Consider the following 22,769-nt stretch of genomic DNA (forward strand, 5'->3'; position numbering starts at 1 on the left):
CCGAAACTTGTGGTCAAGGTGGTTTGCCACGGGATTGTGGCCAGTCGAGCGGCTGATCCGGTGCCACTCTCAACTTGTTCGTGCTGCAACGGCTTAGGTTCGGGTGCGACGACCGCGTTGCCTGCAACTACACCGCGCCTAGGGCGGCTGGTACTCCGGCGTTATCAGCCGGGTCGCGCTGATCCGGACCCCTCCGGTTCGTCGCGTATGTCGGCACCCGTGGGCAATGGGTGCCACTGAATTGGCTGGCGGAGACTAGTGGCGACTTTCCGATCTGGCAAGTGCCCGGCGGCTCGGATTCACATTGTGCTCACGTTGTCTGAAGCGTTCGCGAATGTGTGCGCAAGGACTTGCTTCATGCCGACCAGCTCTCCTCGATGTGCATCGTGATGCGTTTGTCGGTGATGTCGAACGTGCTGTTTTGCAGCGACGTGGCGAGTTGATCGTCGATGACGGCAAGGGCCAGCGTGCGCGCGCCGTCATGGGCGACATCGAGCAATTGGGCCGCTCCTTCGTCGCCATGGCGCAGCAAGGTGCCCCCAGTCAAGTACTGCGACAATACGACGCAATGCATATGCCGCTTGTGGCCCCCGCGATAGTGCAGCCGGGCCACGATCTCCTGGCCCGGATAGCAGCCCTTGTCGAATGACACGGCGCGCAGGCGTTCCAGGGAGAGGGCCGGTGGCAGCAACGTGCCAAGCACGTTGTCCGGCAGCCATGGCCAGCCGGCGACAACTTGCGGCAACTGCCAGGCGTCGTCATCCCGTTCGGCGCCAACGACGAGGCTGTGGCCGCCGCAGCCGATCCTGTAAGCATCGCCTTCACGAGCCACGGCGTAAGTGTCCGTCGCGGGGCCGGTGCCGAGGCGCCGCGGCGCGTGGGCGGTCAACCTTACCTTGGCGCGGAATACGAAGCGCTGCAGTGACTGCGCCATGGACGCGGCGTCGCCCCCACGCAACAGCACGAGCAAGGCGTCATCGGCAACGCGGGCAAGATGGAACAGGGCGAGTACCCGGCCTTGCGCGTCAAGCCACGCGCTGAACTGCCACTGCCCGACGGCGAGCGCCTGGACGTTGCTGCTGAATTGGGCCTGGGCGAACGCAAGAGCGTCTGCGCCTTCGATCGACAGGGTCTGTGCGGAGTGGTGTGTAACCATAGATGGGCGAGGTGAGGGCAGGGCGTCCGCCATACAAGTGTGGTCCGCTTACTGTCAGACGATCACCTCGCCGTCAAGGTTGTGCTGCATTTACGCAAGTATTACGCTTTTACGGCTTTCACATACCATGTCCGATACGTCCTCCCAACCAAAGTCCTCGCCGGCTTCCGCTCCCGCGGAACAAGCGACCGTGCCTGCCGTTCCGGCAACGGAAAAGACCCCGGCTGAGCGGCCGGCCCCGGATCCCACGCGCTACGGCGATTGGGAAAAGAACGGGCGCTGTATCGACTTCTGATCCTCGCCGCGCCGGCTCCGCGCCGGCGTCGTCGGAGATAGGGAAGGGCGGTAAAGGGCATCAGCGATTCCACCCAGGATAGCCGCCATGGCAGACACGCAACGACCGCTCTCTCCACACATGGGCATATATAAGTGGCAGGTGCAGATGGTGACATCCATCGTGCATCGCGCTACCGGCATTGCCCTATCCGTCGGAACCCTGCTCGTCCTGTGGGGAGTGTTCTCCCTCGCGACCGGCGAAGACAGCTACAACCAGTTCAAGACCTGCATCGGCAGCCCGATCGGTCTGATCCTGCTGTTTGGCTGGACGTGGGCGTTGTTCTATCACCTGTGCAACGGCATCCGCCATCTTCTGCAGGACGGTGGCATGGGTTACGCCATCCCGCAGTTCGTTCGCTCCAGCTGGCTGTCGATCATCGTGAGCATCGTGTTGACGCTGGTGGTGTGGGCCTATGTGCTGACTTCCGGAGGTGCCGCATGAGCGCGAACGGCCAGAAGCACGACGTGCGCAGCGACCTGCGCAATCCGCTCAAGCGCGCCCGCGGCCTCGGTTCGGCGCAGTCCGGCGTCGGCCATTGGTGGACGCAGCGCGTCACCGCGACCGCGCTGGTATTCCTCGGCGTCTGGTTCGTGTTGACCGTGCTCGGCATGCTGCACGCCGACTACGCCACGGCCCGCTCGGTCGTCGCCAAGCCGTGGAACGCGGTGCTGCTGGTGGCCTTCGTGCTCACCATGTGCTGGCACGCGGTGCTCGGCCTGCAGATCGTGATCGAGGACTACGTGCATACGCGCTGGAAGGAAGTTGCCCTCCTGGTGCTGGTGAAGTTCATTGCAGTGCTCGGCACGCTGGCCACGTTGATGGCGGTGCTGCGCGTGGCGCTGGGAGCCTGATTCCATGGAAAGCTACAAGATCCAACAGCATAAGTACGACGTGATCGTGGTCGGCGCCGGCGGCGCCGGCCTGCGCGCCACCTTCGGTCTCGCCGAAAAGGGCCTCAAGGCCGCGTGCATCACCAAGGTGTTCCCGACGCGCTCGCACACCGTGGCGGCGCAGGGCGGCATCTCGGCGGCGCTCGGCAACATGGGCGAGGACGACTGGCGCTTCCATTTCTACGACACCATCAAGGGCTCCGACTGGCTCGGCGACCAGGATGCGATCGAATACATGTGCCGCGAGGCGATTCCGGCCATCATCGAGCTGGAACACTACGGCGTGCCGTTCTCGCGTACCGAGGAAGGCAAGATCTACCAGCGTCCGTTCGGTGGCATGACCACGCATTACGGCAAGGGCACCGCGCAGCGCACCTGCGCCGCGGCCGACCGTACCGGCCACGCCATCCTTCATACGCTGTACCAGCAGGCGCTGGCGCATGACGCCACGTTCTTCATCGAGTACTTCGCCATCGACCTCATCTTCGACGAAGAGGGCGTGTGCCGCGGCGTGCTCGCGCTGGACATGAACGAGGGCACCTTGCATTTCTTCCGCGGTCAGTCCGTGGTGCTGGCGACGGGCGGCTACGGCCGTGCGTACTTCAGCGCCACCTCGGCCCATACCTGCACCGGCGACGGTGGCGGCATGGTGTTGCGCGCGGGCCTCGCGCTGCAGGACATGGAGTTCGTGCAATTCCATCCGACCGGCATCTACGGTTCGGGCTGCCTGATCACCGAAGGCGTGCGTGGCGAGGGTGGTTACCTCACCAACTCCAACGGCGAGCGCTTCATGGAGCGCTATGCGCCGAATGCCAAGGATCTCGCATCGCGTGACGTGGTCAGCCGCGCCATGACGATGGAGATCCGCGAAGGCCGCGGCGTGGGCGAGCACAAGGACCACATCCACATCAACCTGATGCACCTGGGCGCGGAAGTGATCCACGAGCGCCTGCCGGGCATCGCCGAGTCGGCGCGCATCTTCGCCGGCGTGGACGTGACCAAGGAGCCGATCCCGGTGATCCCGACCGTCCACTACAACATGGGCGGCATCCCGACCAACTACCACGGCGAAGTGGTGCAGAAGCGTGGCGACGACGTCGACGCGGTCGTGCCGGGCCTGTTCGCCATCGGCGAAGCGGCCTGCGTGTCCGTGCACGGCGCCAACCGCCTGGGTTCCAACTCGCTGCTCGACCTGGTGGTGTTCGGTCGCGCCGTGGCGAACCGCTGCGCCGAGATCATCACGCCAGGCACACCGCACAAGGACCTGCCGGCCAGCGTGCTGGACAAGGCGCTGGCGCGTTTCGATGGCCTGCGCAACGCCAAGGGCAGCCAGCCCACCGCGAAGATCCGCGCCGAAATGCAGCGCACCATGCAGTCCGACGCCGCGGTGTTCCGCACGGGCGAGTCGCTCAAGGAAGGCTGCGAGAAGATCTCCAAGGTACGCGAGTCCTTCAAGGACGTGGGCGTCAGCGACCGGTCGCTGGTGTGGAACTCCGACCTGATCGAGACGCTGGAACTCGCCAACCTGCTCGACCAGGCCGTGGCTACCATGTATTCGGCGGCCCAGCGCGAGGAGAGCCGCGGCGCCCATGCCCGCGAAGACTTCCCGGAGCGCGACGACGCCCACTGGCAGAAGCACACGCTGGTGGCGGTCGACGAGAGCGGCAAGGCCAGCTTCGATTTCCGTCCGGTGCACATGTACACCATGACGAGCGATGTCGAAGTGGTCCCGCCGAAGAAGCGCGTTTACTGATCGCAAGCGGGGAGCCTTGATGGCTCCCCGACGTTGTACCGGCGCTCGCAAGGCGAGCTGTTACGGCAAGCACGAATTTAAGTGAGGCAAACGTGGCCGAGTTTTCGCTACCCAAGAATTCCAAGGTCCAGCCGGGCAAGCACTTTCCGGCGAAGGACGCGAAGAAGCCCCGTACGTTCCGCATCTATCGCTGGAGCCCGGACGACGGCCAGAACCCGCGCATCGACACCTACGAGGTGGATCTTGCCGCGTGCGGCCCGATGGTTCTGGACGCCCTTCTCAAGATCAAGAACGAGATCGATCCGACGCTGACGCTGCGCCGCTCGTGCCGCGAAGGCATCTGCGGTTCGTGCGCGATGAACATCGACGGCACCAACACCCTGGCCTGTACCAAGGCCATCGGCGATTGCGAGTCCGGCGACGTGAAGATCTATCCGCTGCCGCACATGCCGGTGGTGAAGGATCTGGTGCCGGATCTCACGCACTTCTACGCACAGTTCGCCTCGATCAAACCGTGGCTGCGCACGCAGAGCGCGGCGCCGGACCGCGAGCGCCTGCAGTCGCCGGAAGACCGCAAGAAGCTCGACGGTCTCTACGAGTGCATCCTGTGCGCCTGCTGCTCGACCAGCTGCCCGAGCTACTGGTGGAACGGCGACCGCTACCTCGGCCCGGCGATCCTGCTGCAGGCCTATCGCTGGATCGTGGATAGCCGCGATGAGGACACCGGCGCCCGCCTGGACGATCTGGAAGATCCGTTCAAGCTGTATCGCTGCCACACCATCATGAACTGCGCACGCACGTGCCCGAAGGGCCTGAACCCTGCCAAGGCGATCGCGGAGATCAAGAAGCTGATCGTCGAACGCCGTTCGTAATTGACGCGCTTTTCCCTCTCCCTGTCGGTGAGAGGGGATGAGGGGCGGATGCTCGCGTGAGAGCTTCCACTTGCCAAGTCTGAGGCAAGATGGGCCCCTCACCTCGGTCCTCTCCCCAAAGGGGAGAGGAAGAAAAGCGGGAGGCGGGCCGCAATGGACGAAATCAGCGCGCTTTCCCCTCTCCCCTCCGGGGAAAGGGTAGGGTGAGGGGCGGGTGCTCGCGTAACAGCGTCCACTTGCCAAGACTGAAGCAAGATGGACCCCTCACCACGGTCCGCTCCCCTCCGGGAGAGGAAGAAGCAGGAGGCGATTCGCAATGGATGAAGCCCGCATCAAGCGCCTGCGCTGGCGGACCCGCCGCGGCACCCGCGAGCTCGACGCGCTGTTCGGCGGCTGGCTGGACGAGCGTTTTGCCGGCGCCGACGAAGCCCAGCGCCAGGCCTTCGACGAACTCCTTGACGTGCAGGATCCGGACCTCTGGGACTGGGTGATGGGTCACGCCAAGGCGACGCGCCCGGATTGGCAAGCCATCATCGATGACATCCGCGCCCGCCATCGGCTTTGAATACCGGCCGTCGCGCTGGTTGGGGCGTGCCCTCGTGGCGATGGCCGTGCTGGCTTTGCTGGCGCTCTCGCTGAGTGCCGTTCCGGCGATTGCCAAAGTCGCGTTGGCCATGGTGCTGCTGGCCGCAGTCATTCGGGCCTGGAGGCGTTTTTCCCGTTCTTCCGTCGTCGCCGCTGGCTGGACCCAGCGTGGTGGCTGGACATTGCGGATGGCCGGCGGCGAGGACCAGCCGGCGTCGCTGCGTGCGTTTCGCATGGCGGGGGAACGTATCGTGTGGCTGCATCTCGTTGCACCCGGCCGGAGGCATGTTTCGCTGCTGCTGGCCCCGGACAACAGCGACGGTGACATTCGACGACGACTCCGCATGCGCCTGGTCTTGGCCTCGAAAGGCGAGCACCACGCCGCCGGGCACTCTGCCGGCTGAACGCGGTCCTACGGTTTGGCCGCATCTCGGGCGATAATCAGCGCCACTCGGGCGGCCAGCCCGCAGAGTCTGGTTTCATATTCCAAGTGCCTCGCGCCGGGTCTGTTTGCCCGCAGGGCAAGGAAGAACGAGGGAGTGTACGTCGGTACACGACTGAGTGATGACGCAGACCTGTGGACAAACAGACCCGGCCCTTCGGGTTGGGCTTGAACAAGCCCAACCCGAGGTACCTGGAATACGAAACCAGACTCTTAGACAAGCGACCGTCCTAATGTTCCGACCGCTCGAGTTATTCATCGGCCTGCGTTACACCCGCGCCAAGCGTCGCAACCAGTTCATCTCCTTCATTTCCACGGTCTCGATCGTGTGCATCGCCATCAGCGTCACCGCGCTGATCACGGTGATGTCGGTGATGAACGGCTTCGACGACGAGCTGCGTTCGCGCATCCTCGGCGCCATCTCGCACGCCACCGTGTCCGGCATGCCGGGGCAGAGCGTGCAGGAGTGGCCGCGCGCGGTGCAGATTGCCGAAGCCAACAAGCACGTGAAGGGCGCGGCGCCGTACGTGGAAACCGAGGCGTTCCTGCAGGCGCGACGCCCGAGCGGGGCGGTGGTGCGTGGCATCGAGCCCGCCCAGGAATCCAAGGTGTCCGACATCGGCCAGCACATGGTCGAAGGCCAGTTGAGCGATCTCACGCCGGGCAGCTGGAACATCGTGCTCGGCCGCGAACTGGCCATGACACTGGGCGTGGCCGTGGGCGACAAGGTCATCATGGCGGTGCCCGCGTTCCACTCGTCCCCGATCACCGGAAGCGTGCCGAACCTGCGCAGTTTCAAGGTGGCGGGCGTGTTCGAGATGGGCATGCAGGAGTTCGATTCGGGGCTGGCGCTGGTCAACATGGCCGATGCCGAGCGCATCAACCAGATCGATGGTCCCACCGGCATCCGCCTGCGCCTGGATGACATGTTCAACGCGCGCAGCGTGGCGCACGAGCTGGCCGACCAGCTCGGCCAGGTCTATCGCGTGGAGACCTGGATGGACAGCCATGCCAACTTCTTCTCCGCCATCTCGATGGAAAAGAAGGTGATGTTCATCATCCTCTCGCTGATCATCCTGGTCGCGGTGATCAACCTCATTTCCATGCTGATGATGCTGGTGACGGACAAGCAGGCCGACATCGCGATCCTGCGCACCCTGGGTTCCACGCCGCGGAGCATCATGGGCATGTTCATGGTGCAGGGCGTGCTGGTGGGTTTCGTCGGCATTGGCTTCGGCGTGACGCTGGGCTCGCTGCTGTCGTGGAAGCTGCCTGGCATCGTGAAGTGGATCGAGCATGTCACCGGCGTTACCTTCCTTTCGCCGGACGTCTATTACATCAGCGAATTGCCGAGCAAGCTCGACGCGAGCGACGTGGGCTGGGTGGCGTTGATCACCTTCCTGTTCTCGCTGCTGGCTACCCTTTACCCCGCATGGCGCGCGTCGCGCACCCAGCCCGCGCAGGCCCTGCGCTATGAGTAATGCCATGACCAACGACATCGTCCTGCGCGCCAGCCACATCGCGAAGGTCTACGAAGAGGGCGACCTGAAGACCGACGTGCTCGCCGACGTGAGCTTTACCCTGAAGCGCGGCGAGACATTGGCCATCGTGGGTGCTTCGGGCTCGGGCAAGAGCACGCTGCTGCACATCATCGGCGGCCTGGACACGCTGACCCGCGGCGAAGTGGAAGTGGAGGGCAAGAACCTCTCGCGCCTTTCCGATGCCGACCGTGGACGCGTGCGCAATCGGTCGATGGGCTTCATCTACCAGTTCCATCATCTGCTGCCCGAGTTCACGGCGCTCGAGAACGTATGCATGCCGTTGCTGATCCGCGGCGTGGCGATCGCGGAAGCCGAGCGCCAGGCCAGCGAGCTGCTTGGGCGCGTGGGGCTGAGCAAGCGTGTTGGCCACAAGCCCGCGGAATTGTCCGGTGGCGAACGGCAGCGCTGCGCGGTGGCGCGCGCACTGGTGACGCGTCCGGCGGTGGTGCTTGGCGACGAGCCCACCGGCAACCTCGATGAAGGCAACGCGGCGCAGGTCTACGACCTGATGCTGGAGCTTAACCGAGAGATCGGCACCAGCTTCATCCTCGTGACGCACGACAGTCGCCTTGCCCGGCGCATGGATCGCACGCTGGAGCTGCACAACGGCATGTTGCTGGACAAGATCTACGCCTGATCATCCCGTGGCGTCGGCACCGCTGAAAGGAGCGGACGCCTACATGGTTTTCCGACGTCGCCCAGGCTCGCGCGCACTAAGCTGACTCCTTCCTTTGGAAGGGGATGCGTGTGCGCAAGGACGGAGCGGTCGCGCCAGGGGTCATGCTGTTGATCGGCGTATTGCTGGTGCAGTGGCTGCCGATATTGCCACCGCGCTGGTCCTGCGCGGCCCTGGCTGCGGGTTCCCTGTTGATCATGCGGGTCGTGCCGCGCGGGCGGTGGCTGGCGTGGTGCCTCTTCGGCGTGGCGTGGGCCTGCTGGCGCGGTGGCGTGGCGATGGACGCACGCCTGCCCCGTGAGCTGGAAGGCATGGATGTGCGCGTCGTGGGTCGCGTCGTCGACCTTCCATCGGCGCGCGAGGACGCTACCGGCTTCCTGTTGTCGATCGAGACGGCGGCGTTGGGCGAGCGGAGCCTGCCGCTGCATGGACGCGTGCGCGTGAACTGGTACGACGATGCGCCGTCCCTATCGCCGTGCAGCCGCTGGGAACTCGTCGTCCGGCTCAAGCGGCCGCGCGGCCTGATGAATCCGGGCGGCGCCGACAGCGAGCGCAGCGCGCTGGAACGCGGCATCGTGGCGACGGGGTACGTCCGCGACGATCCGGGCAATCGCCTCCTCCAGGTTGGGCGCTGTATCGATGGTGTTCGTGCCGCGATCAGTGGTGCCATCGCTGCGCGTGTGGAAAACACGCGCGACGCGGCGCTGCTGCAGGCGTTCGCCGTCGGCGATGTCCGCGGGCTGACGACGCGCGACTGGGCCGTGGCGCGCGCCAACGGCATCCCCCACCTGCTGTCGATCTCGGGATTCCATGTCGGCGTGGCGGCGGTGTTCGGGGTGTGGCTGGCGCGGCTGCTCTACGTGCTTTGGCCCACGCTTGCCTTGCGGATGCCCCGCTTGCCGGTGCAAGCCGCGTCGGCCTTGCTGGTGGCGGGCGCCTACAGCGCGCTGGCCGGCTTCGGGCTGCCCACGGTGCGTACCTTGCTCATGATCGCGGTGGTTGCGCTGGCCCGGGGATTGCGTCGCGCGCCCAACGGATTGCAGTCGCTGGCGCTGGCCTTGTTCGTGGTGCTGCTGTTCGATCCGCTCAGCGTATTGGCGGCGGGCTTCTGGTTGTCGTTCGTGGGCGTGGCGTTCCTGATGGTGTGCATGGCGAATCGCGGGGACGGGCTGCGCGGTTTCGTGCAGGAGCTCACCTCCACGCAGCTCCTGATGACGGTATCGCTGCTTCCGTTGACCATGTGGTTCTTCGGCCAGGCCTCGCTGGTCGGCGCTTTGTCCAATCTGGTCGCCGTGCCGTTCGTCAGCTTCGTGATCGTGCCTTGCACGCTGGCGAGCATCGTCCTGCTGGGCATCTGTCCGGCGCTGGCTTCTCCCGTGCTGTGGCTGGCGGGACACCTGGCGCATGCGCAGTGGTGGCTGCTCGATGAGATGGCGACGTGGCCGGGTGCCCTGTGGTACCTGCCCGAAGTCCCCTGTGTGCCTTGCTGCTGGCGATGCTGGGTGCGCTCTGGGTTTTCATGCCAAGAGGCGTGCCGTTGCGCTGGGCGGGCGGCCTGCTGTTCCTGCCGCTGGTGCTGCCGGTCCGCGACGCGCCGGCGCAGGGAGGATTCCAGTTGTGGACACTGGACGTGGGGCAGGGCCTGGCGGTGCTGGTGCGCACCGAACATCATGCGCTGGTCTACGACGCCGGTGCGCGGTTTCCCTCGGACTTCGACATGGGCGAAGTCGCGGTGCTGCCTTCGCTGCATGCACTGGGTATCCGGCAGCTGGACCTGTTGGTCGCCAGCCACGCCGACAACGATCATTCCGGCGGTATACCGTCGGTCGCCGCCGAGTATCCGGGGGCGGAGCGCTACTCCGGCGAGCCCGAACGCCTGACCCTGCCGATGAAGCCATGCGTGCCTGGCCAGTCATGGTCCTGGGACGGGGTCGTGGTGAGCGTGCTGCCATCGGGTGGGCCTGGTGGGCAGGCCAACGATCGTTCCTGTGTGTTGCTGGTCGAAGGGAGTGGCGGGCGTGCGCTGCTCACGGCCGACATCACCTCCCGCATCGAGCCCACCGTGGTCGCGGCCATACCGCCCGGGCCGCCCATGGTGCTCTCGGTGCCGCATCACGGCAGCCGCACCTCGTCGAGCAGCGCGCTCCTGGCTGGCACGAAGCCGATGCTGGCCCTGATTTCCTCCGGGTGGCGCAATCGCTTTCGTCACCCGCATCCCCTTGTGGTCAAGCGCTACGAGGATGCCGACATCCCTTGGCTGAACACGGCGACCAGTGGCGCGATCGAGGTGGTGTTTCCGCCGGACGCACCGCCCCATGTGGCCGCCCGCTGGCGGCAACGCCAGACTCGCTACTGGCGCGAATGAGGCTGAGACTGGGCCGGTGCATGGCGCAACTGCCACCGGCGCCGCGGAACGGCGAGGCTAGACTGTTATGATGCCCCCCTCCTAAACGATCGAGTGGTCCGGAGTCGTTGTGCTGGAAATCCTGATGGCTGGTGGCTGGGCGATGCTGCCCATCCTGATCTGTTCGGCGGTCGCGTTGGCGATCGTGCTGGAGCGTTGCTGGACCTTGCGCCGTCGTTCGGTGCTGCCGCCTGGACTGGGCGATGAAGTGCGCGACTGGGCGCGTTCGGGCCAGCTCGATCCCAACCATCTCAATACCCTGGCCAGCGGTTCGCCGCTGGGAGAGTTGCTGGCTTCCGCGCTGGCCGTGCGCAACCGTCCGCGCGAGCTGATCAAGGAGCGCATCGAGGACACCGGCCGCCACGTGGTGCACCGCATGGAGCGCTACCTCAATACGCTCGGCACCATCGCGCTGATCGGCCCGCTGCTCGGCCTGCTCGGCACCGTGATCGGCCTGATCCGCATGTTCATGGAAGTGATGCGCGGCGGCGTGGGCGACCCCATGAAGATGGCCGGCGGCATCGGCGAGGCGCTGATCTGCACCGCCACCGGCCTGATCGTGGCCATTCCGGCCTATGTGCTGCATCGCTACTTCCGTTCCAAGGTCGCGGGTTATTGCGTCGAGATGGAAAAGCAGGCCACCCAGCTGCTCGACGAACTGACCGTCAACCAGCCGGCCCCTCGTTCGCGCACCCCTCGCGCCACCGAGTCGAGCGCGAGCTGACGCATGCGTATCGGCAACGACCGCCGGCAGGATGATTTCGAGATCAACGTGATCTCGCTGATCGACGTGCTGCTTACCCTGCTGATGTTCTTCGTGCTCACCACCACCTTCATCCAGCACTCGCGGATGCAGGTGACGCTGCCCAAGGCCAGCGCCGAGGAACGCGACATGCAGGCGCCCGCGCTCACCGTGGTGGTGGATCGCGACGGCCATTTCTTCGTCGGCAGCGACGAAGTGCTGGGCGAGGGCATCGAGCCGCTCAAGCAGGCCATCGCCAATGTGGCGGGGGATGATCGCGAACGCCAGGTCACCATCCGTGCCGACGCGATGACGCCGCACCAGAACGTGGTGACGGCCATGGATGCGCTGGGCCAGCTCGGCTTCACCAAGCTGTCCATCGCGACCACGCCGAGCGAGGCGGACAAGCGTCCATGAGCGACCGCAAAGTCGCGATCTGGGACGCTCATACGCGGGAAGTCTACAAGCGGCTGCTGGGCTACACCCGGCGATTCTGGGTGGTGGGCGTCATTGCCCTCATCGGCATGGCGATCGACGGCGGCGGCCTGGCGGTGTTCACCAAGCTGCTGGTGCCGATGATCGACAAGCTGTTCGCCGAGAAGGATCCGGTGCTGATCTTCTGGATGCCGATCTGGATCATCCTGATTTTCCTCGTGCGCGGCATCGGCACCTTCGCCAGCAGCTACGGCGTGGCCTATATCGGCCGCAACGTGGTGCAGTGCCTGCAGCGCGACGTGTTCGCCTCGTACCTGCGACTGCCGGCGAGCTTCTTCGGGCAGGAGCATTCGGGCCACCAGGTGTCGCGCATCACCTACACCAGCGAACAGGTGGCCTCGGCCTCGACCGACGCGGTGAAGGTGGTGGTGACCGAAGGCATGACGGTGATCGGCATGCTGTACGTGATGCTGAGCACCAGTGCCTACCTGACGCTCGCATTGTTCATCATGGTGCCGCTGATCATGCTGATCGCCACCATCGTGAGCCGTCGCTACCGCAGCATCAGCCGGCGCATCCAGGGCATGATGGGTTCGGTGACCGGCACGGTGGAGGAATCGGTCGAGGCGAACCGCGAGATCCGCATCTACGGCGGCCAGCAGCACGCGGCGAACCGTTTCGACGAAGTGACCACCCACACGCGTCGCCTCAACCTCAAGGTCGCCTCGACCAACGCCCAATCCAGCACGGCCGTCCAGACGGTGGCGGCGCTGGCGCTCGCGGCGATGGTGTTCCTGGCGACGCGGCCGGGCCAGATCGAGCAGATGTCCGCGGGTGTGTTCATCGCGGTGCTCACGGCGATGGGCGGCATGCTGCCGTCGCTCAAGCGCCTGGCGAATATCCAGTCGAATATCCAGAGCGGCATCTCGGCGGCCGAGAACCTGTTCGAGATCATCGATATGGCGCCCGAGGTCGACGCCGGCACGAAGGTGCTGGAGCGCACCCGCGGCGACATCCGCTTCGAGGACGTGGGGCTGGTCTATCCGCGCGGTGATTTCCAGGCGTTGCGTGGCGTCGACCTGCATTGCGCGCCCGGCACGGTGACGGCGCTGGTGGGGCGCTCGGGCAGCGGCAAGAGCAGCCTGGTCAGCCTGCTGCCGCGCTTCAACGCCCCCACGAGCGGGCGCATCCTGGTGGACGGCGAGAACTACGAGTCGTTCACCCTGGCCTCGTTGCGCCGCCAGATCGCCTGGGTCGGCCAGAACGTGGTGTTGTTCGACGGCACGGTGGCGGAAAACATCGCCTATGGCGAATTGGCCGGCGCCAGCGAGCCGGAGATCCTCGCGGCGGCGGAAGCCGCCAACGCATTGGAATTCATCCGGCGGCTGCCACAGGGCATCCATACGCCGATCGGGCAGGGCGGCAACCTGCTCTCGGGCGGCCAACGCCAGCGCCTCGCCATTGCCCGCGCGATGTTGAAGAACGCCCCGATCCTGGTGCTGGACGAAGCCACCAGCGCGCTCGATACCGAATCCGAGCGATTGATCCAGCAGGGTCTTCAGCACCTGATGAGGGATCGTACGACGCTGGTGATCGCGCACCGCCTTTCCACCATCGAGCATGCCGACCAGATCGCCGTGATGGACCAGGGGCGCATCGTCGAGCGTGGCACGCACGCCGAACTGCTTGCGCGGGGCGGCCATTACGCCGCCCTGCACCGGATGCAATTCCACGATGCCCCGGCCGACTGAAGGCCACAAGGTGACACTGGCCGAGCGCCTCGAATCGGCCTGGTACGGCGTGGGCCGTACCCCGTGGTGGACGGCGCCACTGGCGCTGCTTTACGGCGCGCTGACCGGGCTGCGCCGCGTGCTCTACCGCATGGGACTGTTGCGCCGCGTGCGCCTGCCGGTTCCCGTCGTGGTCATCGGCAACCTCACCGCGGGAGGCACCGGCAAAACGCCCGTGACCATCGCGATCGCCGATTCGCTGCGTCGTCGTGGCTACCGACCCGGCGTCGTGAGCCGTGGCTATGGCGGATCGCAGCGGGAACCCACCTTGCTGGGCGAGTCGCCGGACCCTGCCATCGTGGGCGACGAACCCTGCCTGATCCGCGCCAGTGGTGTCGCCGTGGCCGTGGGGCGCGAGCGGCCTGCCGCGGCGAAGCTGCTGATCGAGGCCGGCTGCGATGTGGTCATTGCCGATGACGGCCTGCAGCACTATGCGCTGGCGCGCGATATCGAGATCTGCGTGATCGACGGCGTGCGCCGCTTCGGCAACGGCCGCCTGCTGCCGGCAGGCCCGCTGCGCGAGCCGTTGTCACGCCTGCAGCGGGTGGATTTTCGCATCTGCAACGGCGGCGCGGTCGCTCCGGGCGACATCCCCATGCAGCTGCAAGGCGGCCAGGCAAGGGCGCTGGTGGACGGGCAGCAGAAGTCGCTGGCCGATTTCGCGGGGCAAGAGGTACATGCGGTGGCGGCCATTGGCCACCCGCAGCGTTTCTTCGCCAGCCTGCGGGCGCAGGGCGTGGAAGTCATCGAGCACGCGTTTCCCGATCATCATGCGTTTACGCGGGGCGAGCTCGCGTTCAATGACGACAGGGCGGTGCTGATGACGGAGAAGGATGCCGTGAAGTGTCTCTCGTTCGCCCAGGCGCACTGGTGGGCCGTACCCGTACGCGCCGTGCTTCCCCAGGCCTTTTTCGATGAGTTCGACGAACGGCTGCGGCGGTTCGCCGGGCCTTGAGCATGGGGCAGTGCGCAAGAAAAAGCCGGCCACGCGGGCCGGCTTTTTCCGGGGCGGCCATGGCGCTTACTGGATGCGCACGATATTGCCGCTCGGATCGATCTGCACCAGGTCGCCCACGCGAATGGCGCTGGCGTCCGGCACGGTGACATTGCTGTAGGCGCCATTGCCCATCTTGATGCGCAGCGAGAAGCTCTGGCTGCCGCGGCCGCTGTTGGCGCCGATGCGGTTGCCCGCGTAGCCGCCGCCCACGGCGCCGGCCACCGTGGCAAGCGTCCTGCCCTTGCCGCCGCCGACCTGGTTGCCCAGCACGCCGCCGGCGATGCCGCCGATGATGGTGCCGGCCATGCTGTGGTCATTGCCTTGGGTGATGTTCTGGTCGATCGCTTCCACGGTGCCGCACTGGTCGCAGCGCAGGTAGATGCCGTCGTTGCGGACCAGCACGCTGCCGTTGCTGCGCGTGGACTGGGCGGTCGCGGCCATCGGGCCTGCTGCAATCAGGACGGCCAGCGACAGCACGAGAATACGGGGGTTAAGCATGGACACTCTCTCCTTGGGGTCGGTTGCGGCATCAGTCTAACCAGACAGACTGAACCGGCGGACAAGACCCCGCTATCATGTGGGCTTCGACGTCCTCGTGCCGTGACCGGGACAACAGGCGTCCATCGTCACCCGCGGAGTTCCCCCATGAGCCTTATCCAAGTTCCGGTTTCCTACGGCGAGCTGATCGACAAGATCACCATCCTGGAGATCAAGTCCAAGCAGATTTCCGACGCCGCGAAGCTGGCCAATGTGCGCACCGAGCTCGATCTGCTCAACACCACCTGGGCGGCGCATCCGGCTTCGCGCACCGACATCAGCGGCGAGCGCGCCCGCCTGCTCGCGGTGAACGAGGCGCTATGGGACATCGAGGACCGCATCCGCCTGAAGGAGAAGGCCCAGGCCTTCGACAGCGAGTTCATCGAACTCGCCCGCTCGGTCTACTTCCAGAACGACGAGCGCGCGGCGGTGAAGCGCGAGATCAACCTCAAGCTGGGTTCGCAGCTGGTCGAGGAAAAGTCCTACCAGGATTACCGCACCCCCTGATCCCTTGCTCGTCGTAGGAGCGCACCCTGTGCGCGACAAGCCTACGAAGCGGCGACGACGCAGCACCGCAGTCGCCCACAGGGTGGGCTCCTGCAAGTGGCGCGGCTTTCAGGAGAGCTGGAGGTGTTCGGCACACGCCTCGAAGCGCTCGATCACCTCATCCACGCCGATGAGGTCCATCACCCCGGGTTTCTCGATCTTGCTGCCCCAGGGAATCTCGCTGGCGGGCTTGTCGAGATATTTCCGCGAGGCTTCGTCGTATTTGTTCACGCACCAGCGGCGATCGGAATAAGGCCCGGATCGATCCGGATTGCTCGCGGCATGCAGGCCCAGCACCTTGCAGCCCACGGCGTTGCCCATGTGCATCGGGCCGGAATCCGGCGTCAGCAGCATGGGGGCGCGCGTCAGCATGGCCATCATCTTCTTGAGCGTGTCCTTGCCGGTGAGGTCCAGCGGCGCACGCTTGCATGCCGCAAGCACGGTGTCGGCCATGCTGCGTTCCAGCACCGAGGGGCCGCCCACCAGCACCACGCGCCAGCCACGGGCACTCGCATGGTCCATCACGGCGGCATAGCGTTCGGGGCGCCAGTTGCGCAGCGCGTGGCTGGAGGTCGGGCTCACCAGCAAGGTCGGGGCATCGCCCGGCAACTGCTCCGCGGCCCAGGCATGGTCCGCGTCGGGAATGGGAATATCCCAGCGCACCTGGGTCTGTTTCAGTCCCAGCGGCTCGCAGAAGCTGCCCATGGCGTCGAGCACGTGTTCACCGGTACGGGCGGGGACACGCTCGCCAATCACCAGACCATGGCCGTCCTTGGAGCGCGCCTTGTCGTAACCGATGCGCCGGTTCGCCTTCACGAACAGGCTGAGCAGGTTCGAGCGCAGCGCCACCTGCATGTGCAGCAACGCATCGAAGCGCTTGCCTTCCAGCGCCTTGCCGACCGCGCGCATGCCGGCGAAGCCGGCGCCCTTGTCGAACGTCACGAAGTTCACGCCGGCCAGGTCGCCGACCAGGCGCCGCTCGAGCTTGCCGACGATCCAGGTGAGTTCGAGCTGGGGCCAGGCGGCCTGCAGCGTGCGCACCAAGGGCACGACATGGGTGACGTCGCCGATGGCGGAGGTGCGCAGCAGGCAGATCGAGGCAGGAGCAGTCATTAGGCTAGAATCGCTGGAATAGGGCTTGGAGCGGCGTCGGAAGCACAGGTATGGCGATGCAGGAACGAATCCGCGAAGACGCCGCCGGAGCGATTCTGTTCGACGCCACGGTGTCGCCACAAGTCGACGCCGACTGGTTCGACCCCGAGGCATGGCGGGCGCGCGGTGCGTTGCGCCAGCAGCAGGGGGGCCGGGGCGGCGTGGCCATCATCGATACGCCTGCGGGTGAATGCGTGCTGCGGCATTACCGGCGCGGAGGCATGGTCGCGAAGCTGATGGGCGATCGCTATCTATGGAAAGGCGCCGATCACACCCGCTGCTTCGCCGAGTTTCGCCTGCTTGGGCGGGTGGCCGAACTTGGTCTGCCGGGACCGCAGGCGGTGGCCTGCCGTTACCGCCGCGAAGGATGGTTCTACACCGCCGACCTGATCACCCGTCGCATCGCGAATGTCCGGACCCTGGCCGAATGCCTCGCCTCCGGAATGATGGACGGCGAGATGGCCGAACTGGTGGGCGCGCTGGTCGCCCGGTACCATCGCGCCGGCATCTGGCACGCCGACCTCAACGCGCACAACGTGCTGGTGGCTCCCGAACAGTTGTACCTGATCGATTTTGATCGCGGTCGCCTGCGCGAGCCGGCGGAGAGCTGGCAGCAGGCCAATCTCCAGCGCCTGCGCCGCTCGCTGGTGAAGCTGGGAGCGGCGGCGCAAGGCGAGGCCGTGTTCGAGGAACAGCTTTGGAAGCCCCTGGTCTATCGTTACGAGCGGACGGTGAGAGCCTGACGATGGCCTTCTCGCCGTGCAGCTTGTCGTTGAGCGGTTGCCTGTCGGGTCAAGTCGCGCATTGCCGCCCGGCGGCCACGCAACGGCGACCCTTCCGGCCGCGTCGGTTTGCGCCCAGGCCGGCGTCATCGCCCAGTCGTGCATTGACATGCACTCCTTCGCTCTTCCTTGCCCAGCGCGCAAACCGGTCGCGGCGCGGGCTGCAAGGAGACCACCATCAGGCTCTCTGCGCATGAACTGGACTCTGCATTTTCTTGGCGTCGGCGCCGCGCATGCGGTGGAACTGGGCTCGTCGGCCGTGGTGCTCGAGCGCGACGGTGCCCCCGTGCTGCTGATCGACTGCGGCCCCGATACGCTGGATCGCTATGTCGCCGCCTATGGCGAGCCGCCACGCGCGTTGTACATCACGCACACCCACATGGACCATGTCGGTGGCATGGAGCGGCTGTTCTTCCGCCTGTGGTTCGACGAGCGGTGGCGTGGTCGCACGCGCGTGTTCGTCCATGCAGGCCTGATGACCTGGCTGCAGGGGCGGGTGGCCGACTACCCGAGCGTGTTGGCCGAGGGCGGCGTGAATTTCTGGGAGGCCTTCCACCTGGTGCCGTGCACACGCGGCTTCTGGCTGGATGGCCTGTGGTTCGACGTGTTCGGCACCCGGCATCACATGGCGGGCACCTCGTACGGCGTGGCACTCGCCGGCAGCTTCGCCTACACCGGCGACACGCGCCCGATTCCCGAGGCGTTGGCGCGCGTGGCTGCCGGCAGCGAGCTGATCGCCCACGATTGTGGGCTGGTCGGCAACCCCTCGCATACCGGTATCGACGACATCGAACGCGAGTATCCCGAGCCGCTGCGCCAGCGCCTGCGCCTCTACCACTACGGCAGCGAGGCGGATGGCGCCGCGCTGCAGTCGCGCGGTTATGCCATCGCGCGCGCGGGCGAACGCATTGCATTGCCTGCACCGGCGTCATTGCGCCCCGATGCCGGCTGATCCATACATTCCGGAGGCGAGCATGTCGTCCAGCCAGCTGCAGAAGTTGCTTCGTTACCGGGCCTGGGCGGATCGGCTGATCTATGACGCCGTGGCCGCCTTGCCGGAAGGCGCTGCCGCCGCGCCACGCGCCACCATCTTCGGCAACATGCTGCGCACGCTCAGCCACACCTGGGTGGTCGACGACATCTTCCAGGCACATCTGCAGGGGCGCGCGCACGGCTACACCAGTCGCAATACGCCCGAGCCGCTGCCGTTCGACGAGTTGTGGCGACGCCAGCAGGCGATGAACGACTGGTATCTGGACTATGCGGCTGGCCTGACGCCCGAACGGGCCGCGGAGATCGTCGGCTTTCAGTTCATCGGCGGCGGGGAAGGGCGCATGAGCCGTGAGGACATCCTGCTGCACGTGGTCAACCACGCCACCTATCACCGCGGTTTCGTGGCCGACATGTTCTACCAGGTACCCGCCAGGCCGCCGGCCACCGACCTGCCGGTATTCCTGCGCGACGCGCCGCAGGAAGCGGGCTGAGACCCCGCGGCACTATCTTGTGCGGGCGGCCCCATGCCGCTATCCTTCCGCTTCTTTGCCGGGCAGGTTCCATCCGGCAAGGCAGCAAGAAGGTTTTGCGCGCGGAGAGGTGTGTCCGAGTGGTTGAAGGAGCACGCCTGGAAAGTGTGTATACGGCTTATCCCCGTATCGCGGGTTCGACAAATTCGTCTGGAACGAATTTGGACAGCCGCAGGCTGGCCCCGAGCGTAAGCGAGGGGTGAGGCCCAGGACGGGCCGAACCATCCCGCCCGGCGCGGATGGATGCAGTACAAGTTTTGCGTGCGGAGAGGTGTCCGAGTGGTTGAAGGAGCACGCCTGGAAAGTGTGTATACGGCTTATCCCCGTATCGCGGGTTCGAATCCCGCCCTCTCCGCCAGTTTGAACGACGCGACGATCCAGTATCGGCGCGAACATCGGGTCTAGGCGATAGTCTTTTCCCCGTCTATGGTGGCCCTGTCGGTCCCCCCGCGACGATAGTTCGTAAACTCCGCCAGGCCCGGAAGGGAGCAACGGTAGCGAATGATTCGGGTGCCGGGGTGTGGCTGGCAGGGCCGCCGCCTTTTCGGCGCCGGTCCGAACCTGCGGCGGTTCTTACTGACTTGCCGGCAGTGACTTGGCACAATCGGTTCTTGCCCCAAGATCAGGCCTCGAATGTCCTATCAGGTCCTCGCACGCAAATGGCGCCCCCGCAAGTTCGCTGAACTGGTCGGGCAGGAACACGTCGTGCGCGCGCTTACCAATGCGCTCGATACCGGGCGCATGCACCACGCCTACCTCTTCACCGGCACGCGCGGCGTGGGCAAGACCACCATCGCGCGCATCTTCGCCAAATCGCTGAACTGCGAGCGCGGCGAATCGGCCGATCCCTGCGGCGAGTGCGCGGTCTGCACGGCGGTCGATGCCGGCCGGTTCGTGGACCTGCTCGAGATCGACGCGGCCAGCAACACCGGCGTCGACGACGTGCGCGAGGTGATCGAGAACGCGCAGTACGCACCTGCCCGCGGCCGCTTCAAGGTGTACCTCGTCGACGAGGTGCACATGCTTTCCAAGCCGGCGTTCAACGCGCTGCTGAAGACGCTGGAAGAACCGCCGCCGCACGTGAAGTTCCTGCTCGCCACCACCGACCCGCAGAAACTGCCGGTGACGGTGCTGTCGCGCTGCCTGAAGTTCAACCTCAAGCGCCTGCTGCCCGAGCAGATCTCTGGCCAGATGCGCCACATCCTGGGCGCGGAAAACATTGCCTACGAGGACGCGGCGATCGCCGAGCTGGCGCGTGGCGCCGACGGCTCGCTGCGCGACGGCCTGTCACTGCTGGACCAGGCCATCGCCTACGGCGGCGGCTCGCTGCGCGCGGATGACGTGCGCGCGATGCTCGGCAGCGTGGCGCGTGGCCAGGTGATGGGCGTGCTGCAGGCGCTGGCGGAAGGCAACGGCGAGACGCTGATGGCCGAATGCACGCGCATTGCCTCGTTCTCGCCGGATTTCGGCGGCGTGCTGGACGACCTCGCCAGCGTGCTGCATCGCATCCAGCTGATCCAGCTGGTGCCGGGTTATCGCCCCGATAGCGAAGGCGAAGACAGCGCGCTCGCTTCGCTGGCCCAGCAGTTCGCGCCCGAGGATGTGCAGCTCTACTATCAGATCGCCACCACCGGCCGTCGCGATCTGTCGCTGGCGCCCGATGCGCGCACCGGTTTCGAGATGGCGCTGTTGCGCATGCTCGCGTTCCGACCCGCCGATGACGGCGGTGCGCCGGTCGAGCGGCCGGCGGCCGTTGGTGCGCAACGCGCGCCAGCGCCGATGCCTCCTCGCGGCACGGCGCCCGTGGCGAACGAACGGATGCATGTGGCCAGCGTGGCGGAAGCCCCGCGTGCTGCGCCGCCGACCGCCGCACCGGTGGCGCCACGTGAGCCGGTAGCACGTGACGCCAGCGGCCTGCCGCACTGGGACAGCCTCATCGAACAGGCGAATTTGCGTGGCCCATTGGGGCAGCTGGCTCAGAACGCGGCCTTGCGTGGCCGTGAGGGCGCCACCTTGATACTCGCCCTGCAGCCGGCGCACATGCACCTGGCCGTGGAACCCATGGTGAGCCAGATGGAGGAGCGCATCAGCCAGGCCTTGGGAGAGCGCGTCAAGCTGCGCTTCACCGAGGAGCGTGCGGCCGCAACGGAGACCCCGGCGGCGCGCGCCGCCAACGCCCGAGAAGCGGCCCAGTCGGCTGCGGAACAGGCCATCGACGAGGATCCCCTGGTGCAATCCCTCAAGCGCGAATTTGGCGCGCGCGTGGTGCCCCAGTCGATCAAGCCCTACGAAAACTGAAAGAGATAGCGGAGTAACGCCATGAGAGGACAGATCGGTCAGCTGATGCAGCAGGCCCAGCGCATGCAGGACGAGATGAAGCGTGCGCAGGAAGAGATCGCCAAGCTCGAGGTGACCGGCAGCGCCGGTGGCGGCCTGGTGACGGTGCTGATGACCGGTGCACATGAAGTGCGCCGCGTGCAGATCGACCGCAAGCTCTTCGCGGACGATCCGGAAATGGCCGAAGACCTGGTGGCCGCGGCGGTCAACGACGCGGTGAACAAGGTGGCCGAGGTCAGCAAGAGCAAGCTCGGTGGCGTCACGGCCGGCATGAGCCTGCCGCCCGGCTTCAAGATGCCGTTCTGACGCGGCCCGCAGGAGCGCACCCAGTGCGCGGCCGCAGCGCCTGGTCGCGCGGCACCGTCAACCCATGCGAACGCCTGCGCCAACGCCGCCATTTGCAGGTTGATCGCGCACCGGGTGCCCTCCGACAGCGAATCTTCGATTCATGAGCAAACTCCTCACCGACCTCATCGAAGCCCTGCGTTGCCTCCCGGGCGTGGGTGGCAAGAGCGCTCAGCGGATGGCCTTCCATCTGCTGGAGCGCGATCGCGAGCGCGGCCTGCGGTTGTCGCAGGTGTTGGGGCAGGCGATGCGCGATATCGGCAACTGCTCGCGTTGCCGCAATTTCAGCGAGACGCCGGTGTGCACGCTGTGCGCCAGCAGCAGCCGCGACCGGCAGGTGCTGTGCGTGGTGGAATCGCCGACCGAGCTTGCCGCGATCGAGCAGGCCACCGGTTATCGCGGGCAGTATTTCGTGCTGCTGGGCCGGCTGTCGCCTTTGGACGGACTGGGGCCGCAGGAGCTGGGCCTGGACCTGCTGGCCGATCGGCTCGCCGAAGGCGAAATCGAGGAAATGATCATCGCCACCAACCCCACCGTGGAAGGCGAGGCGACCGCGCATTACCTGGCGCAGCTTGCACGCGCCGCCGGCGTGCGGCCCACGCGCCTGGCCCATGGCGTGCCGCTGGGTGGCGAGCTGGAATACGTCGATCGCGGCACGTTGGCCCATGCCTTCGGCAGCCGGCAGGCGCTGGACTGAACATCCATGGCGCCGCAGCTCTCCCGTGAGATCCCTGGCAGCGACGAATACCGCGCATTGCGCGTGGCGGCGGGCTTGAGCGCCATGAGCGAAGAGGGGGCCGCGATCGGCCTGCCGGGAAGCTGGTGCTCCGTGTGCGTGCGCGACGGCGGCGAACTGATCGGCATGGGGCGCGTCGTCGGTGACGGCGGCCTGTTCCTCTGGGTGGTGGATATCGCGGTCGCCCCGGC

The 22,769-nt window shown here is 66.2% G+C and carries 24 protein-coding genes, 1 tRNA gene, 1 other RNA gene and 2 pseudogenes; 25 read left to right on the top strand and 3 right to left on the bottom strand.

Features of this window, described 5'->3' with window-relative positions; genetic code table 11:
* Positions 1–355: 355 nt before the first annotated feature.
* Entirely contained in the window at positions 356–1,189 is an 834-nt protein-coding gene (locus JMF82_RS14400; protein ID WP_236585485.1) for a folate-binding protein, read from the bottom strand.
* 94 nt (positions 1,190–1,283) lie between these two features.
* Here JMF82_RS14400 and JMF82_RS14405 point away from each other — a divergent pair, with 94 nt between their 5' ends.
* The 15 genes and pseudogenes from JMF82_RS14405 (at position 1,284) to lpxK (ending at position 14,578) form a co-directional block, all read left to right on the top strand.
* A complete protein-coding gene (locus JMF82_RS14405; protein ID WP_130620491.1) occupies positions 1,284–1,451 on the top strand; it encodes a DUF1674 domain-containing protein in 168 nt (55 codons plus the stop codon).
* Positions 1,452–1,538: 87 nt separating this feature from the next.
* Positions 1,539–1,934 carry a succinate dehydrogenase, cytochrome b556 subunit gene (gene sdhC / locus JMF82_RS14410; protein ID WP_201315257.1) on the top strand — a complete coding sequence of 132 codons (396 nt, stop codon included), beginning with the start codon at positions 1,539–1,541 and terminating at the stop codon, positions 1,932–1,934.
* Complete coding sequence (gene sdhD, locus JMF82_RS14415) at positions 1,931–2,344, top strand: succinate dehydrogenase, hydrophobic membrane anchor protein (RefSeq protein ID WP_201315258.1); 414 nt, start codon at positions 1,931–1,933, stop codon at positions 2,342–2,344. The genes sdhC and sdhD overlap by 4 nt, the downstream gene beginning before the upstream one ends.
* Before the next feature lie 4 nt (positions 2,345–2,348).
* Positions 2,349–4,136 (top strand): succinate dehydrogenase flavoprotein subunit, encoded by a 1,788-nt coding sequence (gene sdhA, locus JMF82_RS14420; RefSeq protein ID WP_201315259.1) that lies wholly within the window; start codon positions 2,349–2,351, stop codon positions 4,134–4,136.
* 92 nt (positions 4,137–4,228) lie between these two features.
* Positions 4,229–5,008, top strand: coding sequence for a succinate dehydrogenase iron-sulfur subunit (locus JMF82_RS14425; protein WP_038616781.1), 780 nt, complete (start codon positions 4,229–4,231; stop codon positions 5,006–5,008).
* A gap of 316 nt (positions 5,009–5,324) precedes the next feature.
* A complete protein-coding gene (locus JMF82_RS14430; protein WP_201315260.1) occupies positions 5,325–5,573 on the top strand; it encodes a succinate dehydrogenase assembly factor 2 in 249 nt (82 codons plus the stop codon).
* Positions 5,545–5,997, top strand: coding sequence for a protein YgfX (locus tag JMF82_RS14435; RefSeq protein WP_201315261.1), 453 nt, complete (start codon positions 5,545–5,547; stop codon positions 5,995–5,997). The genes JMF82_RS14430 and JMF82_RS14435 overlap by 29 nt, the downstream gene beginning before the upstream one ends.
* 271 nt (positions 5,998–6,268) lie before the next feature.
* The gene (locus JMF82_RS14440) at positions 6,269–7,516 is read left to right on the top strand and encodes a lipoprotein-releasing ABC transporter permease subunit (RefSeq protein WP_201315262.1); all 1,248 of its coding nucleotides are present in this window, start codon (positions 6,269–6,271) and stop codon (positions 7,514–7,516) included.
* A 4-nt stretch (positions 7,517–7,520) separates the two neighbouring features.
* Entirely contained in the window at positions 7,521–8,213 is a 693-nt protein-coding gene (gene lolD, locus JMF82_RS14445; protein WP_201315263.1) for a lipoprotein-releasing ABC transporter ATP-binding protein LolD, read from the top strand.
* Between the two features lie 236 nt (positions 8,214–8,449).
* A pseudogene (locus tag JMF82_RS22210) lies at positions 8,450–9,679 on the top strand (ComEC/Rec2 family competence protein); the annotation flags it as partial.
* Positions 9,680–9,771: 92 nt separating this feature from the next.
* Positions 9,772–10,617, top strand: a complete 846-nt coding sequence (locus tag JMF82_RS22215; protein ID WP_307837981.1) for a ComEC/Rec2 family competence protein — start codon at positions 9,772–9,774, stop codon at positions 10,615–10,617.
* A 124-nt stretch (positions 10,618–10,741) separates the two neighbouring features.
* Positions 10,742–11,380 (top strand): MotA/TolQ/ExbB proton channel family protein, encoded by a 639-nt coding sequence (locus JMF82_RS14455; RefSeq protein ID WP_201315264.1) that lies wholly within the window; start codon positions 10,742–10,744, stop codon positions 11,378–11,380.
* 3 nt (positions 11,381–11,383) lie between these two features.
* A complete protein-coding gene (locus JMF82_RS14460; RefSeq protein WP_201315265.1) occupies positions 11,384–11,815 on the top strand; it encodes a biopolymer transporter ExbD in 432 nt (143 codons plus the stop codon).
* Positions 11,812–13,584, top strand: coding sequence for a lipid A export permease/ATP-binding protein MsbA (msbA, locus tag JMF82_RS14465; RefSeq protein WP_201315266.1), 1,773 nt, complete (start codon positions 11,812–11,814; stop codon positions 13,582–13,584). Before JMF82_RS14460 ends, msbA begins: the two co-directional genes overlap by 4 nt.
* 10 nt (positions 13,585–13,594) lie before the next feature.
* A complete protein-coding gene (gene lpxK / locus JMF82_RS14470; protein WP_201315276.1) occupies positions 13,595–14,578 on the top strand; it encodes a tetraacyldisaccharide 4'-kinase in 984 nt (327 codons plus the stop codon).
* Positions 14,579–14,644: 66 nt separating this feature from the next.
* On the opposite strand, the gene JMF82_RS14475 is transcribed toward lpxK, so the two are convergent.
* Entirely contained in the window at positions 14,645–15,118 is a 474-nt protein-coding gene (locus JMF82_RS14475; protein ID WP_236585486.1) for a glycine zipper 2TM domain-containing protein, read from the bottom strand.
* A 147-nt stretch (positions 15,119–15,265) separates the two neighbouring features.
* On the opposite strand from JMF82_RS14475, the gene JMF82_RS14480 reads away from it, so the two are divergent.
* Positions 15,266–15,664 carry a DUF6165 family protein gene (locus JMF82_RS14480; RefSeq protein WP_201315267.1) on the top strand — a complete coding sequence of 133 codons (399 nt, stop codon included), beginning with the start codon at positions 15,266–15,268 and terminating at the stop codon, positions 15,662–15,664.
* A gap of 108 nt (positions 15,665–15,772) precedes the next feature.
* Here JMF82_RS14480 and JMF82_RS14485 read toward each other — a convergent pair whose 3' ends face one another.
* Positions 15,773–16,816 (bottom strand): glycosyltransferase family 9 protein, encoded by a 1,044-nt coding sequence (locus JMF82_RS14485; protein WP_201315268.1) that lies wholly within the window; start codon positions 16,814–16,816, stop codon positions 15,773–15,775.
* Between the two features lie 50 nt (positions 16,817–16,866).
* On the opposite strand from JMF82_RS14485, the gene JMF82_RS14490 reads away from it, so the two are divergent.
* The 9 genes and pseudogenes from JMF82_RS14490 to JMF82_RS14530 all read left to right on the top strand — a co-directional run.
* Positions 16,867–17,598: a 3-deoxy-D-manno-octulosonic acid kinase gene (locus tag JMF82_RS14490; RefSeq protein WP_201315269.1), complete on the top strand. Its 732-nt coding sequence runs from the start codon at positions 16,867–16,869 to the stop codon at positions 17,596–17,598.
* Positions 17,599–17,830: 232 nt separating this feature from the next.
* On the top strand, positions 17,831–18,589 hold the full coding sequence (locus JMF82_RS14495; RefSeq protein ID WP_201315270.1) for an MBL fold metallo-hydrolase: 759 nt from the start codon (positions 17,831–17,833) through the stop codon (positions 18,587–18,589).
* A gap of 22 nt (positions 18,590–18,611) precedes the next feature.
* Positions 18,612–19,121: a DinB family protein gene (locus tag JMF82_RS14500; protein ID WP_201315271.1), complete on the top strand. Its 510-nt coding sequence runs from the start codon at positions 18,612–18,614 to the stop codon at positions 19,119–19,121.
* Positions 19,122–19,425: 304 nt separating this feature from the next.
* A tRNA-Ser gene (locus tag JMF82_RS14505) sits at positions 19,426–19,518 on the top strand.
* Positions 19,519–19,596: 78 nt separating this feature from the next.
* Positions 19,597–19,693: signal recognition particle sRNA small type (gene ffs / locus JMF82_RS14510), an RNA gene on the top strand.
* A 100-nt stretch (positions 19,694–19,793) separates the two neighbouring features.
* Positions 19,794–21,458, top strand: a complete 1,665-nt coding sequence (gene dnaX, locus JMF82_RS14515; protein ID WP_201315272.1) for a DNA polymerase III subunit gamma/tau — start codon at positions 19,794–19,796, stop codon at positions 21,456–21,458.
* 21 nt (positions 21,459–21,479) lie between these two features.
* Complete coding sequence (locus JMF82_RS14520; RefSeq protein ID WP_201315273.1) at positions 21,480–21,803, top strand: YbaB/EbfC family nucleoid-associated protein; 324 nt, start codon at positions 21,480–21,482, stop codon at positions 21,801–21,803.
* 142 nt (positions 21,804–21,945) lie between these two features.
* On the top strand, positions 21,946–22,539 hold the full coding sequence (gene recR, locus JMF82_RS14525) for a recombination mediator RecR (RefSeq protein WP_201315274.1): 594 nt from the start codon (positions 21,946–21,948) through the stop codon (positions 22,537–22,539).
* 6 nt (positions 22,540–22,545) lie between these two features.
* A pseudogene (locus tag JMF82_RS14530) lies at positions 22,546–22,769 on the top strand (N-acetyltransferase); the annotation flags it as partial.

The organism is Dyella sp. EPa41 (genome assembly GCF_016586165.1).
GTDB lineage: Bacteria > Pseudomonadota > Gammaproteobacteria > Xanthomonadales > Rhodanobacteraceae > Dyella.